General features: G+C 61.0%; 15 protein-coding genes. 5 read left to right on the top strand and 10 right to left on the bottom strand.

The features are described from left to right. The first annotated feature begins 13 nt into the window (after positions 1–13). Positions 14–2,941 (top strand): parallel beta-helix domain-containing protein, encoded by a 2,928-nt coding sequence (locus SSPSH_RS14025; protein WP_021031815.1) that lies wholly within the window; start codon positions 14–16, stop codon positions 2,939–2,941. A 91-nt stretch (positions 2,942–3,032) separates the two neighbouring features. On the opposite strand, the gene SSPSH_RS14020 is transcribed toward SSPSH_RS14025, so the two are convergent. From SSPSH_RS14020 to SSPSH_RS13975, 10 genes are all read right to left on the bottom strand, one after another. Beyond that, positions 3,033–4,181 carry a 5-(carboxyamino)imidazole ribonucleotide synthase gene (locus SSPSH_RS14020; protein ID WP_006912754.1) on the bottom strand — a complete coding sequence of 383 codons (1,149 nt, stop codon included), beginning with the start codon at positions 4,179–4,181 and terminating at the stop codon, positions 3,033–3,035. After that, positions 4,178–4,672, bottom strand: coding sequence for a 5-(carboxyamino)imidazole ribonucleotide mutase (gene purE / locus SSPSH_RS14015; protein WP_006912753.1), 495 nt, complete (start codon positions 4,670–4,672; stop codon positions 4,178–4,180). The genes SSPSH_RS14020 and purE overlap by 4 nt, the downstream gene beginning before the upstream one ends. Positions 4,673–4,754: 82 nt before the next feature. After that, positions 4,755–5,372 (bottom strand): TPM domain-containing protein, encoded by a 618-nt coding sequence (locus tag SSPSH_RS14010; RefSeq protein ID WP_006912752.1) that lies wholly within the window; start codon positions 5,370–5,372, stop codon positions 4,755–4,757. A gap of 6 nt (positions 5,373–5,378) precedes the next feature. Next, the gene (locus tag SSPSH_RS14005) at positions 5,379–6,149 is read right to left on the bottom strand and encodes a TPM domain-containing protein (RefSeq protein ID WP_006912751.1); all 771 of its coding nucleotides are present in this window, start codon (positions 6,147–6,149) and stop codon (positions 5,379–5,381) included. Continuing rightward, complete coding sequence (locus tag SSPSH_RS14000; RefSeq protein ID WP_202962184.1) at positions 6,149–6,715, bottom strand: LemA family protein; 567 nt, start codon at positions 6,713–6,715, stop codon at positions 6,149–6,151. The genes SSPSH_RS14005 and SSPSH_RS14000 overlap by 1 nt, the downstream gene beginning before the upstream one ends. 194 nt (positions 6,716–6,909) lie before the next feature. Beyond that, the gene (locus SSPSH_RS13995) at positions 6,910–7,494 is read right to left on the bottom strand and encodes a YqaA family protein (RefSeq protein ID WP_021031814.1); all 585 of its coding nucleotides are present in this window, start codon (positions 7,492–7,494) and stop codon (positions 6,910–6,912) included. A 60-nt stretch (positions 7,495–7,554) separates the two neighbouring features. Beyond that, entirely contained in the window at positions 7,555–8,283 is a 729-nt protein-coding gene (locus tag SSPSH_RS13990; protein WP_021031813.1) for a hypothetical protein, read from the bottom strand. A gap of 94 nt (positions 8,284–8,377) precedes the next feature. Further along, positions 8,378–8,728, bottom strand: coding sequence for a hypothetical protein (locus SSPSH_RS13985; protein WP_006912747.1), 351 nt, complete (start codon positions 8,726–8,728; stop codon positions 8,378–8,380). Positions 8,729–8,935: 207 nt separating this feature from the next. Then, entirely contained in the window at positions 8,936–9,220 is a 285-nt protein-coding gene (locus SSPSH_RS13980) for a hypothetical protein (RefSeq protein WP_021031812.1), read from the bottom strand. Between the two features lie 185 nt (positions 9,221–9,405). After that, a complete protein-coding gene (locus tag SSPSH_RS13975) occupies positions 9,406–10,782 on the bottom strand; it encodes an MATE family efflux transporter (protein WP_006912744.1) in 1,377 nt (458 codons plus the stop codon). A 151-nt stretch (positions 10,783–10,933) separates the two neighbouring features. Here SSPSH_RS13975 and SSPSH_RS13970 point away from each other — a divergent pair, with 151 nt between their 5' ends. The 4 genes from SSPSH_RS13970 to SSPSH_RS13955 all read left to right on the top strand — a co-directional run bounded on the left by SSPSH_RS13970 (position 10,934) and on the right by SSPSH_RS13955 (position 16,796). Beyond that, positions 10,934–11,359, top strand: coding sequence for an META domain-containing protein (locus tag SSPSH_RS13970; RefSeq protein ID WP_006912743.1), 426 nt, complete (start codon positions 10,934–10,936; stop codon positions 11,357–11,359). 133 nt (positions 11,360–11,492) lie between these two features. After that, positions 11,493–12,287: a translesion DNA synthesis-associated protein ImuA gene (gene imuA / locus SSPSH_RS13965; protein ID WP_006912742.1), complete on the top strand. Its 795-nt coding sequence runs from the start codon at positions 11,493–11,495 to the stop codon at positions 12,285–12,287. Beyond that, positions 12,247–13,695 (top strand): Y-family DNA polymerase, encoded by a 1,449-nt coding sequence (locus SSPSH_RS13960; RefSeq protein WP_006912741.1) that lies wholly within the window; start codon positions 12,247–12,249, stop codon positions 13,693–13,695. The genes imuA and SSPSH_RS13960 overlap by 41 nt, the downstream gene beginning before the upstream one ends. Continuing rightward, complete coding sequence (locus SSPSH_RS13955; RefSeq protein ID WP_006912740.1) at positions 13,692–16,796, top strand: error-prone DNA polymerase; 3,105 nt, start codon at positions 13,692–13,694, stop codon at positions 16,794–16,796. Before SSPSH_RS13960 ends, SSPSH_RS13955 begins: the two co-directional genes overlap by 4 nt. The last annotated feature ends 305 nt before the right edge of the window (positions 16,797–17,101 follow it).

The raw sequence follows: 17,101 nt of genomic DNA, 5'->3' as shown, positions 1-17,101 counted from the left end.
TGGGGGAACAGCGATGATCAACAGTCGAGCAGGTTTTGTCCGGGGCGCGGTGGTCGCGCTCTTTTTCGCCTCTACTCTACTGAGTGGCTGTAGCGACGATAACGACAACGTGACGGTCGCCTCGAACGGCAGCTCGAACGAATCGCCGGACACGGGCAACGAAACAGCCGAGCCACGCGTTTTCACCATCTCGCCCGGCGAGAGTGCAACGACCGATGCCGTAGCGGCCTTCTTCGAAGCCGCGCCGGGCGACACCATCGAGTTCGAGGCCGGTTTTTTCGACTTCACCACCGGCCTGGTGATGCAAAACACCGAAGGCGTGACCGTCAAGGGCGCCGGCATGAACAACACCGTGCTTTCCTTTGAAGACAGCGACACGGCCGAAGGCTTTCTGATCAGCAACGTACGCGGCGTGGTCGTGACCGACCTGACCGTCACCGATACGCCCGGTGACGGTATCAAGGTCAAGAGTTCCGATATCGTTACCTATCGCAACGTGCGCACCATGTGGTCCAGCGCGGATACGCCGGTCGGCGCCGACAACTATCAGACCGCCATCCATTACGAATGCCCGGCCGAGCCGATCAGTGAACTCAACCCGGCCCCTTATCAGCCCGACTCGGGCAACGGACGCTACGGCATCTATCCCGTGCAGGCGAGCAACGTCCTGCTCGACAACGTCGAATCCCTGGGCGCGTCGGATGCCGGTATCTACGTCGGCCAGAGCGACGACATCATCATCAAGAACAGCCGTGCGCTCTACAACGTTGCCGGCTATGAATTCGAGAATACGCAGCGCGCGGAGATGTTCGACAACATCGCCGAGTGCAATACCGTCGGCTACATCATCTACGACCTGCCGTATCTCACCCAGTACGGCTACCAGGCGCGCATGCATCACAACGTGGCGCGCAACAACAACTTCGACAACTTCGCGGCCGGCGGTATCGTTTCGCAGGTGCCCAAGGGTAGCGGCCTGATCACGCTGGCCTACGATCAGGTCGAAGTCGACCACAATGAATTCAGCGATCATCAGACCGGCGCGATTCTGATCACCAGCTATGAATTGATCGGCGACGATGGCGATCTGCGTCAGGACGTCTATACCGAAGCGCTGTCAATTCACGACAACAGCTTCGACAATTCGGGCTATTCGATGCCGCCACCCGACCTGCAGGCACTGGCCGAGGGCGATGTCTCAAGTGCGTTACCGACCATCATCGCGCTCAAGAACGGCGGTCAGGGCGCAGACATCATCTGGGACGGCGTCTACGACGGCCCCAACGATTGCGCCAAACCCGATGTGCCCAAAAACGATCGTGGTAAACCGCAGTTCGAAGGCACCGACGTCAAACCGGCCAATTGCGGCGACGCAGACGGCAACGGCGTGGCTGATCGCTACAACGCCTACAAATTCGACGACAGCGACACGCGCAAGAAACCGTCGATGTGGATCTGTATCGAAAACAACACCTACACCGGCAGCCCGGGTGCGCCCGAATTCGCCAACATCCATGGCTTGGCCGGTCTCGAAGCGCTCAATGCGGTTCTTGATCCGAGCCAGCTCGGCGATCCGAATTATCTCCCCGGCGTACTCGCGGGTATCCCCGATTTCGCAGCGGATAACGATTCATCGCCACATCAATGTCAGCTTGAATACGGCGAAACCCTACCGAGCATGCCGGCGGTGGAACTGGCGACCTATACGCTGCCCGAAGGCGGCAATGGCCGGCCCACCGAAGAACAGATTGCACAAATGTGCGCTCGTGACACCGAGGGTCAGATCAACTGGGACGCCCTCGCGGAAGTCGACTGCCCTGATCTGGCCAGCTATCACCTGTTCAACGATCCACAGGATCCCAGTACCGACAGCAACGGCGGCACGCCCTACGACCTGAACACACAACTGTTTTCAGATTACGCCACCAAGTATCGCTTTGTATTCATGCCCGAAGGCACGGCCGCAACCTACCGCGACGGAAGCGAAAACGTGAATGCCGCCTACGACTTTCCTGTTGGCACCGTCATCGCCAAGACATTCTCCTTCGAAGACGAAGGGGCGGGCACAGTCAATCACGTGGAAACACGGCTGTTGATCAAGCGTGAAGACAGCGACGGCACCCTAGTCTGGGAAGGCCTGCCCTATATCTGGCAAACCGATGGCAACGGCAAGCGCGTTGCCCGGCTATCCAAGGGCGGCGGCACGGCAGCCGTGTCCTGGAACTACACCGACGATCATAGCGGCAACCTGCACCAGGGCAGTACCGACAGTTATCGTATCCCCAACGCAGCGCAATGCGTGACCTGCCATGCCAACACGCACAATGTGGCCGGCGCGGCCCCGATCGGCCCGAAACCACGCAATCTGAACAAGCCCTATGCCTACGATGATGCCGGCATGGCCAACCAGATCGCCTACTGGGTCGATCACAACCTGCTCACCGGCGCGCCGGCTGATTTGGGCGTGGATACCAATACGATGATTGCCACCAAGATCGAGCGCATTCCCTATTTCAACGTGCCGGGCGATGGCGGCAACGCAGCGAATTCCGATGCCGATATCGAACAACGAATTCGCGGCTATCTCGAAGTCAACTGTGCGCATTGCCACAACGAAGGCGGCGCGGCTTCGAATACCGGTCTGTATCTGGATTACTTCCGCGCCGTGAACTCGTCCTATGGGATCTGCAAGACGCCCACCGCGGCCGGCGCTGGTTCCGATGGCCGTCCGCACGATATCCAGCCGGGCAGCGTGAGCGAGTCGATCATGCCATTCCGGATGGGCTCCAACGATGTCGAAGCGAAGATGCCACCGATCGCTCATAGCGTCGTTCACGACGAAGCACTCGAACTGCTCAACGAATGGATCGAGAATGTGGTCGACAGCGAGTATGAAGACGGCGCGTGCGCCAACGGCCCGTCATTGGGTGCGATCCGGTAACGTATCGCCCCAGCGCGTCACCGGGGAAAAGCGCTCTATACGACAGCGCCAGCCGGGCGCTCGCCCACCCGGCTGGCGCTATTCGGCCTCTTCAGCGCGAGCGAGCGGCCACAAGCTTGTCGCGAGCCGCGATCACACGACGCGCGGCATCCTCGCCGTCGTCGCCGAACGCCGTCATGTGGCCCATCTTGCGGCCCGGGCGCGCCTCGGCTTTGCCGTAAAGATGCAGCTTGAGCGCCGGGTCGGCGAGTGCAGCGCGCCAGTCCGGCATGCCGTTATCCCACAAGTCGCCCAGCAAATTGACCATAGCCGATGGGCGCAGTCGGCGCGTATCGCCCAGCGGCAATGCACAGACAGCACGCAGCTGCTGCTCGAACTGGCTGGTCACACAGGCGTCAAAACTGAAATGGCCGGAGTTGTGCGGCCGCGGTGCAAGCTCGTTAACTACCAGTTCGCCGTCGTGCTTCAAGAAAAACTCCACACAAAGCACGCCCACCACATCGAGTGCTTCGAGCACGCCGCGGGCAATCTCGATCGCGTTGGCTGTGATTTTGGGGGCGATATCCGGGTCCGGAATCGACACGTCGAGGATATGATCGCGGTGTCGATTCTCGGTGACGCCATAATGCGCGAACTCGCCGTCGCAGCCGCGGGCCGCAACCACCGAAATCTCGCGCTCGAAATCAACGAAGCCTTCGAGTACCGCCTCGCCGGCACCAATGCTTTGCCAGGCTTCATCGGCCTCATCCAGCGCACGAATCACCGCCTGGCCCTTGCCGTCGTAGCCGAAGCCGGCCGTCTTGAGCACGGCCGGTGTGCCCAGGCGCTCGAGCGCGGCATCGAGCGCGGCACGATCGGGCACATGTTCGAACGGTGCCGTGGGAAATCCCGCGCCGTGTAGAAAATCCTTTTCTCGCTGGCGGTGCTGGGCGGTATGCAGCACTTCGCCGCGTGGTCGTACCGGCACATGCTCGTTCGCGATACGTGCGGCATCGAACGGTACATTTTCGAATTCGAAGGTCACCACATCGACCCGGCTGGCGAATTCAGCCACCGCATCGAGATCGTTGTAATCACCCACGGCTTCACGATCGGCGACCTGACCCATCGGCGTATCGTCGCCGGGCGAAAAGGTATGTACGCGATAGCCCATACGGCGTGCAGCCAGCGCAAACATGCGCCCGAGCTGGCCACTGCCCAGCACACCCACGGTCGCGCCCGGAAGAATCGGTCGGCTCATAGCGGCAACTCGTCGTTTTCGACCTTTTCGGCCTGCTTCTGGCGGAACTCGGCGAGGGCGTTGCGCAGCTCGGGGCGGGTATTGGCGAGCATGGCCACGGCAAACAAGGCCGCATTACGCGCGCCGGCGTTGCCGATGGCAAATGTCGCAGTCGGCACGCCGCCAGGCATCTGAACGATCGATAGCAACGAATCCAGGCCGTTGAGGGCACGGCTTTTCACCGGCACCCCAAGCACCGGAACGAGGGTCTGGGCAGCGACCATGCCAGGCAGATGCGCAGCGCCGCCGGCGCCGGCGATGATGATTTCCAGCCCGCGCTGGTCGGCCGTATGCGCATAGTCGCGCATCACGTCCGGCGTGCGGTGTGCCGAGACCACCTTGCATTCATGGGCCACGCCGAACTCGTCGAGTACCTCATGCGCGGCCTTCATGGTGTCCCAATCCGACGTACTGCCCATGATGACGCCGACACACGGCTTGTCGTTATCCATTTCGCCCCCTGCCCAGCTCGCAGAAAAGCGCTCTAGTCTATCAACTAAGTCGCATGACGGTATGTATACCGCGTGTAAGTACTCAGTCGAGCACGATCAGATGATTGGGCAGCTCGTTGCGTTCGTGGGTCGCCGGCACCGCATGCGCCAGCTTTTCGCCGCAGGCGGCAATGCATTCAGTGAACCCGGTCAGCGTTTCGCCGATACGAACACGGGCGGTAAAGGCTGCGACAATGGCCTGCCACTCTTCGTCGGGCACATGCTCGGAAATACCGCGATCGACGATAATTTCGACATAGCGCTCGGCTTCCGATACGAAGATCAGCATGCCGGTGGCATCGGCCGTATGGTGCAGATTCTGTTCCAAAAACTGCCGCCGTGCCAGATTGCCCGCACGCCAATGCCGGATCGGCCGCGGGATCAGGCGCGTGGTTACGCTCGGCAGGCGAAACGCCAAGGCCAGCGCCACGAATACGCCCCACTGCAACAGTAAAAGCAGACGGGCGTCGATAGCGGTTGTGAAGAACAACAAGGCGCCCGGCAGAATAAGCGCCACGAGACCGGCCCACAGCAATGGGATATAGGCATAGTCGTCGGCGCGCTCGGCCAGCACGGTCACCAGCTCGGCATCGGTATTGCGCTCTACTGCGGTAATGGCCTCGGCCACCTGCTTGCGCTCGTTGTCACTGAGTAAAGTCATTGATCGCTACCAACCACCCGATGCACCGCCGCCGCCGAAGCTGCCGCCACCGCCAGAAAAACCACCGCCGCCGAAACCGCCACTGCTTCCGCCACCAAAGCCGCCGCCCATGAGGATTGGCACGCCCATGCCGCGCCGACGCTTGCCGCCCCGGCCGCCGCCACCGCCGCTGCCGAACAGTGCAATGATCACAACCAGCAGCACGAAGAAGCCGATGCTGCGCAGCAAGGATGGCCGCCCCGTTTCGCCACGCGAACGCTGCTCGGGCTCGGCAAACGGATCACCGCCGAGCACCCGGATGATGGCTTCGGTACCGGCGACGATACCCTGACTGAAATTGCCCTGCCGAAAGGCCGGCGTAATGATGTTGTTGATGATTACCGACGACTGCGCATCGGTCAGCCGGCCTTCGAGGCCATAGCCCGCATCGATACGAATCTTGCGCTCGGCCTGGGCAATAGTCAGCAATGCGCCATTATCTTCACCGGCCTGACCGATACCCCAGTGGCGGCCGAGCTGATAGCCGTAGTCATCGATTGTCTCGCCGGCCAGATCGGGCAGAGTCACGACCACCAGCTGCTCGCCGCTGGCTTGTTCATGCGCGGCCAACATGTCGGTGAGCTTTTGCTCGTCGGCCGCATCAATCATGTCGGCGTTGTCGACGACCCGTCCCGTAAGTTCGGGAAACGAAGGCGCTGCCCAGGCCAATGCGGCCCAAAGCCAGAGAACAAGCGCCAGCGTGAGCTGGCGGCGCGGATCGACAAGCCCGATACGCATCAGAACTGAACCTGGGGCGCCTGGTCTGCGTTTTCAGCCGTGGCCTCGAAGTTGGCGTGCGGCTCCATATCGCCATACAGCAGCGAATGCCAGATCCGGCCCGGAAATGTACGTAGCTCGGTGTTGTAGCGCTGTACGGCCTGAATGAAATCACGCCGGGCCACGGCGATACGGTTTTCCGTACCTTCCAGCTGCGATTGCAGGGCCAGGAAGTTCTGGTTCGATTTCAGATCGGGATAGCGCTCGGAGACCGCCATCAGCCGGCTCAGCGCACTGCTCAATTCGCCCTGCGCCTGCTGGAACTGCTGAAGTTTCTGCGGGTTGTTGAGAATATCTTCATCCACCTGAATCGATGTCGCCTTCGAGCGCGCTTCGATCACGGCGGTGAGTGTTTCGCGCTCTTGCTGGGCAAAGCCTTTCACTGTCTCGACCAGGTTCGGCACCAGATCCGCACGCCGCTGGTACTGATTTTCGACCTGCGCCCAGGCCGCTTTGACCTGTTCGTCGTATGTCGGAATGTTGTTCACGCCGCAGCCGGTCAGTGAAACCAGCAGTGCGATCAGCATCAACAGACCAGTCAGACGTTTATAAGAAGTCACAGGCAGGGCCAGCATGAATACGAACTCCGTGAACGCTTTACAGCTAAGAGGTGCACTTTACGGCAAACAAGAACATTGCGACATGATGGACGGGCTCGGACAAAGCTACGAAATAAGCTGATTGTGTGCGATGCATCCCTGTATCGCTCAGCGCACACGCGCTACTGGCCCCCGAGCAAACGTATCGCAATAAAGATCGCGGCGATCACGATAAAGGCCGCCATACCGGTAGCGAGCGCATGCCGTCGCCATAATTTGAGTGCGCGTTCGCCGAATAACCACACCAACAATGCCAGGCCAAAATAACGCAGGCCTCGGGCCAGCCCCACGGCCGCGAGAAATAACGGTAACGAATAGCCGGCAATACCGGCGGCCAGCAATGCGACCTGGAACGGTACCGGCGTGACGCCGATGGTCAGAATCGCGACAAAGCCATTGTCCGAGAACGTCTGTTCGAATCCTTCGTAGGCATCTTGGGCGTTCAACCACCCGAGCAGCGTCTGACCGACCGTATCGAACAGAAAAAAGCCTACGGCGTAGCCGATCAGAGAGCCGGCGATACAGCCGGCCAGCGTCACCGCCGCGATCAGCCATAGCCGCTGCGGCCGCGCGAGCATGTACGGCACCATGATCAGCTCGATGGGGATCGGCAGCACCGTAGTTTCGGCCGCCGAAAGCACACCCAGCCAAAGCAATCCATAAGGCGAGTCGAGCAAGCGCTCGGTCCATACGGTCGCCCTACTCATGCAGCCGAAATAGGCATGGGTCGTACAGCAGCCGTCATTGATTGTTGGGTCATGCAGTAGTCAGAACGACAGCTGGACTGAATCGTCGTCAGCCATGAACGGGCGTGCCCGGGCCATAGCCATCCAGTGGCGGGTTTCCAGATTGTAGTCCCGCTTCTGGGCCGCACGTGCAAAGGTATAGCCGCCGTCATCACGCCAGACGATCACGCCGTACTCGGCGGGTATCTCGTCTACTGTGGCGATGCCTTCGACGATGACGAAAAACACTTCGGCAGCCAGTTCGCGATAGCGCTCTATCTTACCCGATCGCAGCTCGCCCAACAGATCGCTGCGGCGCACCTTGACCTCATGTACCTGTGGTGCGAGATGATCGGGTCGAAGGCTGCGCGTGAGCGAAAACACGTCTGGCTTGCAAGGCGCCCAACGCGCATTCTCGGTATTCGTATCGACGGTATGCACCGACAATTCGGTGAATACCAGCCGCCCGAGACCGACAAGATGACGTGCTACGCCTTCCACCACCTGAGCATGGCGGCTGCGCGTCTTGCGATTGTGTACCACGGTATCGCCCAATGCCGCCCGCCCGGCATCTGTAAGCAGAAAACAACTTGCCTGAGCGCTGTCCGTGGCTTCTTCGACTAGCCCCCAGCGCAATAGATCAATATCGATATTGTCGTGACAGGCCCAGCCATGGCTGCGCCAGTAATGACGCAGCCGCGTACCGTGCCGACGCGGCAACACGGAAGGCTGATCGTTATTCTGAGATTTTCGATGGGCAAGTACGCTCATGGCTTCATGGCCTAGCGATGGGTAAAGGCCTTGCGGGTGTTCAATAAAATGCCCGGCCGAAGCCGGGCATCGAAACGCCGATTATAGACACCCGCTATTGATCGGTCGCGCCTTCGGACGTGTCGCTATCGGTAGCGTCCTCTTCCGTATCGGCTGGGGTGTCCTCCATGGATTTATCGTGCGACATCTGGCCGCTTTCCTTGAGCTCTTCTTTCTGAGCCTTGGTGGCCGGCATGTCGCTGGTCTGGGGCACCTGCTCGCCGGTGCGTGTGCCATCGGCCTGATCCGGCACGTTGCGCATGCTTTCAGCTTGATGCTCGGTGGCGGGCATGGCGGTATCGTCTGCTGTGCTCTGCTCGGCTGCAAACGCCGGTAATGCAAACGCACAGCCCATCAGGGTCAGTCCTAGGCCGGCACGTACTAGCGTGTGAATAGGGTCGAACATCTCTCCTCCTTGCCTTCGTATGACGCGGCTTTGTTGTGGCGGCGAATCATCTATGGCGGCGCCTGTTCGCCAAGACCGCTTGGGGAATATTCAATGTCGCGCAATCGATCGACGGCTTCAAGCGTTTTCGGTTTTATATGACTCTTTAAACGACGCTCATAAAAAAGCCCGGCCTTGGCCGGGCTCAAGCGCTTTGTCGAACGATACCTAGTGGCTGGCCAGCGCCATGGGGGCATGATGAACACCGTTGAGATCGAGCACTTCAATCTGGCTGCGGCTGGCCGGCACGCTCTGATGCGACGGCGAAGCCGCAGTCGTATTGTCGGCTGCGCCGTGGCGCAGCATCGCGCTCTGCGAAGCCGACATCGGCGTGATGTTGTCTTGATAATTGCTCGGCTTCTCGGCGGCGCCCGCCGGCACGGCAAAGCCGGCCAGCGTCAGAATACCGGCAACGAAAGTGTTACGGCGTTGGCTACGACGGGTCGTGGACATGGATTTTCCTCAAAGATAAATGACAAAACAAAATCTGTTGAGGAAGACAATTGACGCGCTTGCCGCGTTTTCAATCGCTGCAGTGCAACATTTTTCAGATCGCGGCAAATCAGTCTTGTTAGTGACTTTTTAGTCGTTTTTAACGCCATTTTGATTACAAATGCCTATACCTGTATCGAGGCTTTCTATGATGGCGTATCTGCTGTACCAGGACGCGCCTGTTCGGGCATTTCACGCATGCTTCGCCTGAAGACAAGCCAGGCCATGCTGCCGGCCAACGCATTGCCGAGCGCGGCCCCCAGGCCCACATAAGGCATCTCTCCACCCAGCCATACACCGAGAGCGATACAGGGCAAATAGCATACGAACAGGCGCGCGAACGAGATCATCATTGCGCGCAGCGGCCAGCCCAGCGCGTTGGAGGCCGAAACCACGAGCATGCACAAGCCCAGCAACGCATAGCTGGGCAACATGGCACGGATCAGCCAGGTCAAACCATCGCGTACGGCCTCGTCACTGGACAACGCTCCGGCCACCCAGGGTGCAGCCAGGGCCAGAACCGTACCCAATACCAATTGCCAGACGATCACGGTCTGGAATGCAATCGACATCAACGCGCGAATACGTGGCCAGTTGCCGGCGCCGTAGCAATGCCCGAGCCACGGCGGCAATGACATGGTCAGCCCCAGCACCAGCATCAGGGAGACCGTTTCCAGCCGGCTGACCAGCCCCCAGGCCGCCACGGCCTGTTCGCCCAGTGATGCGATCAGTGCGGTAGCCGCCATCGCCGATAGCGCTGGCATGAGCTGACTGAGCATGGCCGGACCCGCGATCACCGCAAATGGCGCAGTCGAGCGGCGCGCTTCGCCTATCAGATCGGCACTACTGAGCCAGTCTCGCTCGCTCAGGCGCCACCCCAACAACATCAGGCCCAGCAAGAACGACAACGTCGTCGCCCAGGCCGCGCCGGGCAAGCCCAGGCCCGACCAGCCACCGACACCAAAGATCAGCAAGGGGTCGAACACGAGATTCAGGGCGCTGGTGGTCACCATGAGCAGCCCCGGCAGCCGCGTATTGTTATGCGCCCGGAACAGGGTATAACCGAAATACAGCAACGCAGAGAACCAGTTCGCCAACAGCTGAACCGGCCAGTAGTGGCCTATGAGTTCGAGCGCTTCGCCTTCGGCGCCGAGCTGGCGAAACAGCGGCACATGAAACACCCAGAGCACGATCGCAAGACAACCGATCACCACGGCCCCGCCGAACAGCACCAGGCTACCCAGACGTCGTGCGCGTTCGAGCTCACCAGCGCCGACCGCACGCGAGATGAGCGCAGCAATGGCGATGCCCAGGCCGACCTGAACGCCGATCATCAGAAAGGTGATCGGAAAGGTGAACGATTGCGCCGCCAGGGGCACCGTGCCAAGACGCGCGACGAAAGCCGAGTCGACCAGCTGAAAGCCCAGCAGCGACATCACACCGATCGCCATCGGCCAGGTCTGGGCGAACAACTGCCGACGCAGCGCGCCGCTGCTCGCGCGAGGGGAAGAAAAATCGCTCAAGTCAAAGAATCCGCGGGTGCGAGAATGCCGCGCGATTCTACGCCATGCCGTGCGCGCGCGATGCAGTCTTCGCGCAGTCGCGTGCAATACCTGCTACGTGAGAGCTAGGCTATTGCAACCGGGAAGGTTCTACACCGCATCACGAGGTCTTATGCACGCTATTCGTTTTCATGTTCTGGGGCTGCTTATGGTTGCCGTGCTCAGCGGCTGTGCTGGCACGCCGACGTTCGTGCAGCTGGCCGATACGCAATGGCAACTCCAGCAACTCGATGGCCAAGCCATCGATGCCGACTCCATGCGGCGCATGCCTTATCTGTTACTGCACGCCGACCAGCGTCTCGAAGGCTTTACCGGCTGCAATCGGGTCAACGGCCGCTATAGCGGTAACGATGACACCCTGCGTTTCGATTCGCTGGCCAGCACCCGCCGCTACTGTGCCGAAGGCATGGATATGGAACAGGCCTTCACGCACGCGCTCGAACGCACCCAACACGCCGAAATCGACGGCGACACTCTGTCGCTGCTCGATTCCCAGGGGCACACCCTGGCCCAGCTGCATCGTCACAGCACGCGTTAGGCGCGACAGCGATGTGGATTACGCGATTCGCCGCATAAATTCCGTGCGGCGAACCGCCTGCTGACGGGCCTTGATCCCAGTGGATCGATATTGGGGGTAGCCACTGTCGCGGCAACTGTATATAAATACAGTTATGAACAAACAACACCCTACAACTGTCGATTCGCGTGGCCATCGCCTGGCCGAACATGAAGCCTACTGGCAGCGTTTTGGTGTGCATCGCGCCACGCGCCAGGCACAGCTGCCAGCCATGGCCACGGGCTGGCTTGGATTGGACCGGCAACTACCCGGTGGCGGTTATCCAATCGGTGCGGTTACCGAACTGCTGTGTAAAAGCGCGGGCCTGGGTGAACTCAGCCTGTTGCTGCATGCGCTTGCCCAGCGCATGGCAGAACAGCCCAGGCGCCAGCTCGCCTTTATCGCACCGCCGGCTACGCTGCATGCCCCCGCGCTTGCCCAGGCCGGCATCGATTGCGCCCGAGTGCCGATCGTGACCTGTCGCGACGAGAGCGAAAAAGTCTGGTGTGTCGAACAAATGGCACGAGCGAATGCATTCGCCGGTTTCGTCGTCTGGGGCGATCGACTCGATACCACGGCCCTGCGCCGCCTGCAGCTTGCTGCCGAAAAGGCTGTTTGCCCGATTTTTGTCTATCGCGATATCCGGGCCGCCGCTGAGCGCTCACCGGCGGCACTGCGTCTGGCGATCACGGCCCAGAATACGGGTCAGCGCCTCGAAATACTCAAATGCCGCGGCCCGGCCGGCGCGCGTATCAACGGCCTACAACCCGGCGCCGAGTGCGTCTGGCAATTCGACGCCATAGAGCCTGATCTTGACGCGTTGCGTGCAACCGCCTGCAACGACATTCCCGAACCCGACCGTGTATCCCATGTGGCTCGCTCTTCGTTTCCCCCATTGGGCGCTCGATAGTCGCGCCGCCGGCGCCGACCGGCAGCCGAGCACAAGCCCGGCGCTGGTTGTCGCCGAACAGCGCGGCAAGCGTCATGTTGTGGCCGCCGGTACGCCGACACTCGAACAAGGCGTGCGCCGCGGCATGCTGCTGGCCGATGCCCGTATGCGCGCACCCGATGCGCAGGTACTTGCCCGGCATATCGCCGGCGAACGTGCAGCGCTCGAACGGCTCGGCGGCTGGGCCTGGCATTACAGCAGCCAGGTGCATATCGCCCGGTCCGGCGAGACGATCGCCGGCGAAACGGTCGAATGTGCACGCGTAGTGTTCGAAATCGGTGCCAGTCTGCGCCTGTTCGGCGGACGCCAACGCCTGCTGGCGCGTATTCGCGCCGACCTCGACCGTATGGGGTGTCGCTATACGCTGGGCGTAGGAGACAGCCCGCATGCAGCACTGGCGTTCGCGCGCGCACCGTCGCCGGAACATCGCAAACAAGGTCTCGCCGGGCTCCCGCTCGCCTGCCTGAATCTCGATGCGCAGACCACGCTATCGCTCAAGGCGAGTGGCCTGCGCCTTACCGGCGAACTGCTGGCCTTGCCGCCCGCCACGCTGGCACGCCGTTATGGCAAACATACGCTGGATGACCTGGAGCGCCTACGCGGACGACGCCCGCACGGGTTGGATTTCTACATGCTGCCCCAGCGTTACGGTACCCGTCACGAACTCACCGGCGCGGTCGAAACGACGCAGGGACTGGTGTTCGTACTGCGCCGTGTGTTCGCTGAGCTCGCCGCGTTTCTACAAGGCGCCGATGCCACCATCCAGACGCTGCAACTCAAACTGTTCCATGACGATCTGCCGCCCACGCGTTTGATGCTGCGTCTGGCCGCGCCCTCGCGCGATGCCACCCATCTGGAACGCGTTGCCAACGAACGTCTTGCGCGGGTCACACTGGCCGCGCCCGTGCTCGAAATCGCCGTAGCCAGCGATCGTTTACGTCGCTTCGAACACGATCAGACCCCGTTGTGGCGCGATGCAGACAACGCCGGCATCGAGCAATGGCCGGCGGTGCTCGATCGCCTGCGCGCACGACTGGGCCATGATGCGGTCGGCTGGCTGCACAACGTGGACGACCATCGCCCCGAACAATCCAGCACCCGATGCGACCGACCTGCAGCAACGACAAACGCGCACACCAACGCGCCACGCCCGATGTGGCTGCTCGACGTACCCGAACGCGCGCCGGCCGATCTGACCCTGATTACCGGCCCGGAACGTATCGAAACCGGCTGGTGGCAGCACAGCATCCGGCGCGATTATTTTCGTGCCCGTGATCGTCAGGGCCGTCTGCTCTGGGTTTATCGCGACCTGGCCCACGCCCAGAGCGGCGATACGCCGGTCTATTACATGCACGGTTTGTTCGGATGAGCGCGCTCGGCTATGCCGAGCTGTGCTGTGTAAGCGGATTTTCTTTTCAGCGTGGTGCCTCCACGCCGGAAGAGCTGGTCGCACGTGCCGCTGAACTCGGCTACCAGGCAATCGCGCTCACCGACGAATGCAGTCTCGCCGGCGCGGTACGGGCGCTACAAAGCGCCGAAACCGCTGGCATCAAACTGATTCTGGGCAGTCGATTCACGCTCGATGACGATACGACCGTGATCCTGCTGGTACGCAACCGAGACGGCTATACCCGCCTGTGCCGTTTGATCACCGATGCTCGTCAGCGTGTGGCCAAGGGCGATTATCATATCGGTCGGGCCGATCTGCAGGCCGATACCCTCGCCGATTGTCGAATACTGGTATTACCCGAGGCCGATCGCGAGCCTACGCCCGCCCTGCACAGCCTGCTCGGCTGGCTGGCCACCACTTATCCACGCCAGAGCCATATCGCACTGGCCCTACATCGACGGGCCGGCGATATCGCGCATCGCCGCCGGCTCGACAGGTTACGCGCGACCTATGGTCTGCCCCTGGTGGCCGTGGGCGATGTGCATATGCATCGCCGGTCGCGGCGCGCGCTTCAGGATGTCTTTACCGCCCTGCGTCTGGGCACGACGGTACACCACGCGGGCCAGGCGCTGTTTGCCAACGGTGAACGTTATCTGCGCCCGCGCTCGACGCTGGCTGCACTGTATCCGGCCGATAGCCTGGCAGCGACGCGACGGATCGCCGCCGACTGCCAATTCAGCCTGCGCGATATCGAATACGACTACCCGGCCGAGGTCGTGCCTGCTGGCCAAAGCGCGCTCCAACATCTGCGTGAACTCGTCTACAAAGGCAGTCGCAAGCGCTGGCCCAAGGGCACCAGTGAATCCATGCATCGCCAGATCGAAGCCGAACTCGAGCTGATCGAAGAAAAAAGATACCCGCATTATTTTCTAACCGTTCACGACATCGTCGAAGAAGCCAACCGGCGTGGGATTCTTTGCCAGGGGCGCGGCTCGGCGGCCAATTCGGTGGTGTGTTTCTGTCTCGGCATTACCGAAGTCGACCCGCTGCGTCACGACATGCTCTTCGAGCGCTTTATCTCGCGCGAGCGTAACGAGCCACCCGATATCGACGTCGACTTCGAGCACGAACGGCGCGAAGAAATCATTCAGTATATCTATGGCAAGTATGGTCGCCAGCGAGCCGCGCTCGCCGCCACGGTCATTCACTATCGCCCGCGCAGCGCAATGCGCGATGTCGGCCGAGCGATGGGGCTGAGCGTCGATCAGATCGACACCCTCGCCCGCGCACTGTCGCGGCGCAGCGACGACGGCAGTCTGGCCGATCAGCTGGATGAGCGCGGTATCGATATCGATACCGACGATCTCGAGCGCATCCTGCTACTGGTGGATACGCTCATCGGTTTCCCCAGGCATCTATCCCAGCATGTCGGCGGGTTCGTACTTTCCCAAGTGCCGTTGGAACAACTGGTACCGGTCGAAAAGGCGGCCATGCCCGATCGCACCATCATTCAGTGGGACAAGGACGACCTGGAAGCCGTCGGGCTGATGAAGATCGACGTGCTCGCACTCGGCATGCTCAGCTGCCTGCGCCGTTGTTTCGATCTCGTCGTGCGCCATCACGGCCGCACGCTGACCATGGCCACCATCCCCGGCAAGGACAAAGCCACCTACAACATGATTTCCGCTGCCGACACCGTCGGCGTCTTCCAGATCGAATCACGTGCGCAGATGACCATGCTGCCACGCCTTCGCCCCCAGCGTTTTTTCGATCTGGTGGTCGAGGTGGCGATCGTGCGCCCCGGCCCTATCCAGGGCGGCATGGTCCATCCTTATCTGCTCAACCGCGAAAAAAAACGCGAAGAGATCGACTATCCGAGCGAAGCGCTGCGCGGCGTGCTCGAACGCACCCACGGGGTGCCGATTTTTCAGGAACAGGTGATGAAGATCGCCATGGTCGCGGCTGATTTCACTGCCGGCGAAGCCGATGGCCTGCGTCGATCGATGGCCGCCTGGAAGAAAAAAGGCGGGCTCGAGCCCTGGCGCGAACGCCTCAAGAGTGGCATGCGGGCCAACGGCTATGCCGAAGAATTCGCCGATCGGATCTTCGAACAGATCAAGGGCTTCGGCAGCTATGGCTTTCCCGAATCCCATGCGGTGAGTTTCGCGCTGTTGGTGTATGTGTCGTCGTATATGAAATGCCATTATCCGGCCGCTTTCGCTGCCGCGCTGATCAACAGCCAGCCCATGGGTTTCTATGCGCCGTCCCAGATCGTTACCGATATCAAGCGTCACGGGGTCACCGTGCGCCCTGTCGATGTCTGTCACTCCCAATGGGATTGCACGCTTGAAAGCGAAAACGAGGCATCGGGGCGTATCGCGCTGCGACTCGGTCTACGGCTGGTAAAAGGACTATCGCAAGACGCCGGCGAGCGCATCGTGGCCGCGCGTGAGTCCCGCGTTTTCGCTCAGGTGCCGGACCTGGTCAATCGCGCTCGTCTTGATCGACGCGCGCGTGACGCGCTGGCTCGGGCCGACGCGCTACGCGCGCTGGCAGGCCATCGCCACCAGGCGCAATGGCAGATCGCTGGCGCCCGTGCTCACACCGACCTGTTCGCGGAAGTCGACGCCCCCGAGCCCGAAGTCGAACTGCCCGAGCCAGAGGAAGGCCACGATATCGTTGCCGACTACGCCAGCACGGCTCTAACCCTGCGTCGCCACCCGCTGGCTCTGCTACGCCCGCAGCTCGCTCGTCAGGGCGTGCTCTGTGCCCGCGATTTCGACACGCTGGCCGATAGCCGACCAGCCCAGGTGGCTGGACTGGTTACGATTCGGCAACGCCCGGGCAGTGCCAAGGGCACGACCTTTGTCACGCTCGAAGACGAAACCGGCTGTGTGAATGTGGTCGTGCATCGCGATCTGCTGGCGCGCTATCGCGTGGCGGTAACCAGCGCTCGGCTTCTTCGTGTGAACGGGGTCATGCAACGTCAAGGGCCGGTCACCCACTGTGTCGCGCATCATATCGTCGACGACAGCGCCCGGCTCGGCGAACTCACAGTGCGATCACGAGATTTTCATTAGAAAGTCTACACTTACTCTGTATTATTCATGCGTTTTGAATGCGGCGTTTAGGCATGAACATGCCAACGCATCGCGCCCATAATGATAGACGGGCTATAAGATATCGATCTTAAGCGACTGATATTTATCGAATATATTACCGATAACAAAACTCGATAAAAACCATTGCTGCCAATCGCCAGAGGGCGCACTCATCCTTATGGACGGCCGACACATAAGGTTCTGCATGCCCGCGACTCGAAAGCAAACGCAGACGCGAGGCATAAAAAAGGCCCGGTAAAACCGTAATGCCGTTCACTTAAGCG

Origin of the sequence: Salinisphaera shabanensis E1L3A, from assembly GCF_000215955.2 — a bacterium.
Lineage (GTDB): Bacteria > Pseudomonadota > Gammaproteobacteria > Nevskiales > Salinisphaeraceae > Salinisphaera > Salinisphaera shabanensis.
Note: the sequence above shows the minus strand (reverse complement) of the source record. Positions and strands in the feature narration are given on the sequence as shown.

What these genes read in the sequence shown, in the direction of transcription:
- SSPSH_RS14025 (WP_021031815.1), top strand. Translation starts at nt 14, where the DNA reads ATGATCAACAGTCGAGCAGGTTTTGTCCGGGGCGCGGTGGTCGCGCTC.
- SSPSH_RS14020 (WP_006912754.1), bottom strand. Translation starts at nt 4,181, where the DNA reads ATGAGCCGACCGATTCTTCCGGGCGCGACCGTGGGTGTGCTGGGCAGT.
- purE (WP_006912753.1), bottom strand. Translation starts at nt 4,672, where the DNA reads ATGGATAACGACAAGCCGTGTGTCGGCGTCATCATGGGCAGTACGTCG.
- SSPSH_RS14010 (WP_006912752.1), bottom strand. Translation starts at nt 5,372, where the DNA reads ATGACTTTACTCAGTGACAACGAGCGCAAGCAGGTGGCCGAGGCCATT.
- SSPSH_RS14005 (WP_006912751.1), bottom strand. Translation starts at nt 6,149, where the DNA reads ATGCGTATCGGGCTTGTCGATCCGCGCCGCCAGCTCACGCTGGCGCTT.
- SSPSH_RS14000 (WP_202962184.1), bottom strand. Translation starts at nt 6,715, where the DNA reads ATGCTGATCGCACTGCTGGTTTCACTGACCGGCTGCGGCGTGAACAAC.
- SSPSH_RS13995 (WP_021031814.1), bottom strand. Translation starts at nt 7,494, where the DNA reads ATGAGTAGGGCGACCGTATGGACCGAGCGCTTGCTCGACTCGCCTTAT.
- SSPSH_RS13990 (WP_021031813.1), bottom strand. Translation starts at nt 8,283, where the DNA reads ATGAGCGTACTTGCCCATCGAAAATCTCAGAATAACGATCAGCCTTCC.
- SSPSH_RS13985 (WP_006912747.1), bottom strand. Translation starts at nt 8,728, where the DNA reads ATGTTCGACCCTATTCACACGCTAGTACGTGCCGGCCTAGGACTGACC.
- SSPSH_RS13980 (WP_021031812.1), bottom strand. Translation starts at nt 9,220, where the DNA reads ATGTCCACGACCCGTCGTAGCCAACGCCGTAACACTTTCGTTGCCGGT.
- SSPSH_RS13970 (WP_006912743.1), top strand. Translation starts at nt 10,934, where the DNA reads ATGCACGCTATTCGTTTTCATGTTCTGGGGCTGCTTATGGTTGCCGTG.
- imuA (WP_006912742.1), top strand. Translation starts at nt 11,493, where the DNA reads ATGAACAAACAACACCCTACAACTGTCGATTCGCGTGGCCATCGCCTG.
- SSPSH_RS13960 (WP_006912741.1), top strand. Translation starts at nt 12,247, where the DNA reads ATGTGGCTCGCTCTTCGTTTCCCCCATTGGGCGCTCGATAGTCGCGCC.
- SSPSH_RS13955 (WP_006912740.1), top strand. Translation starts at nt 13,692, where the DNA reads ATGAGCGCGCTCGGCTATGCCGAGCTGTGCTGTGTAAGCGGATTTTCT.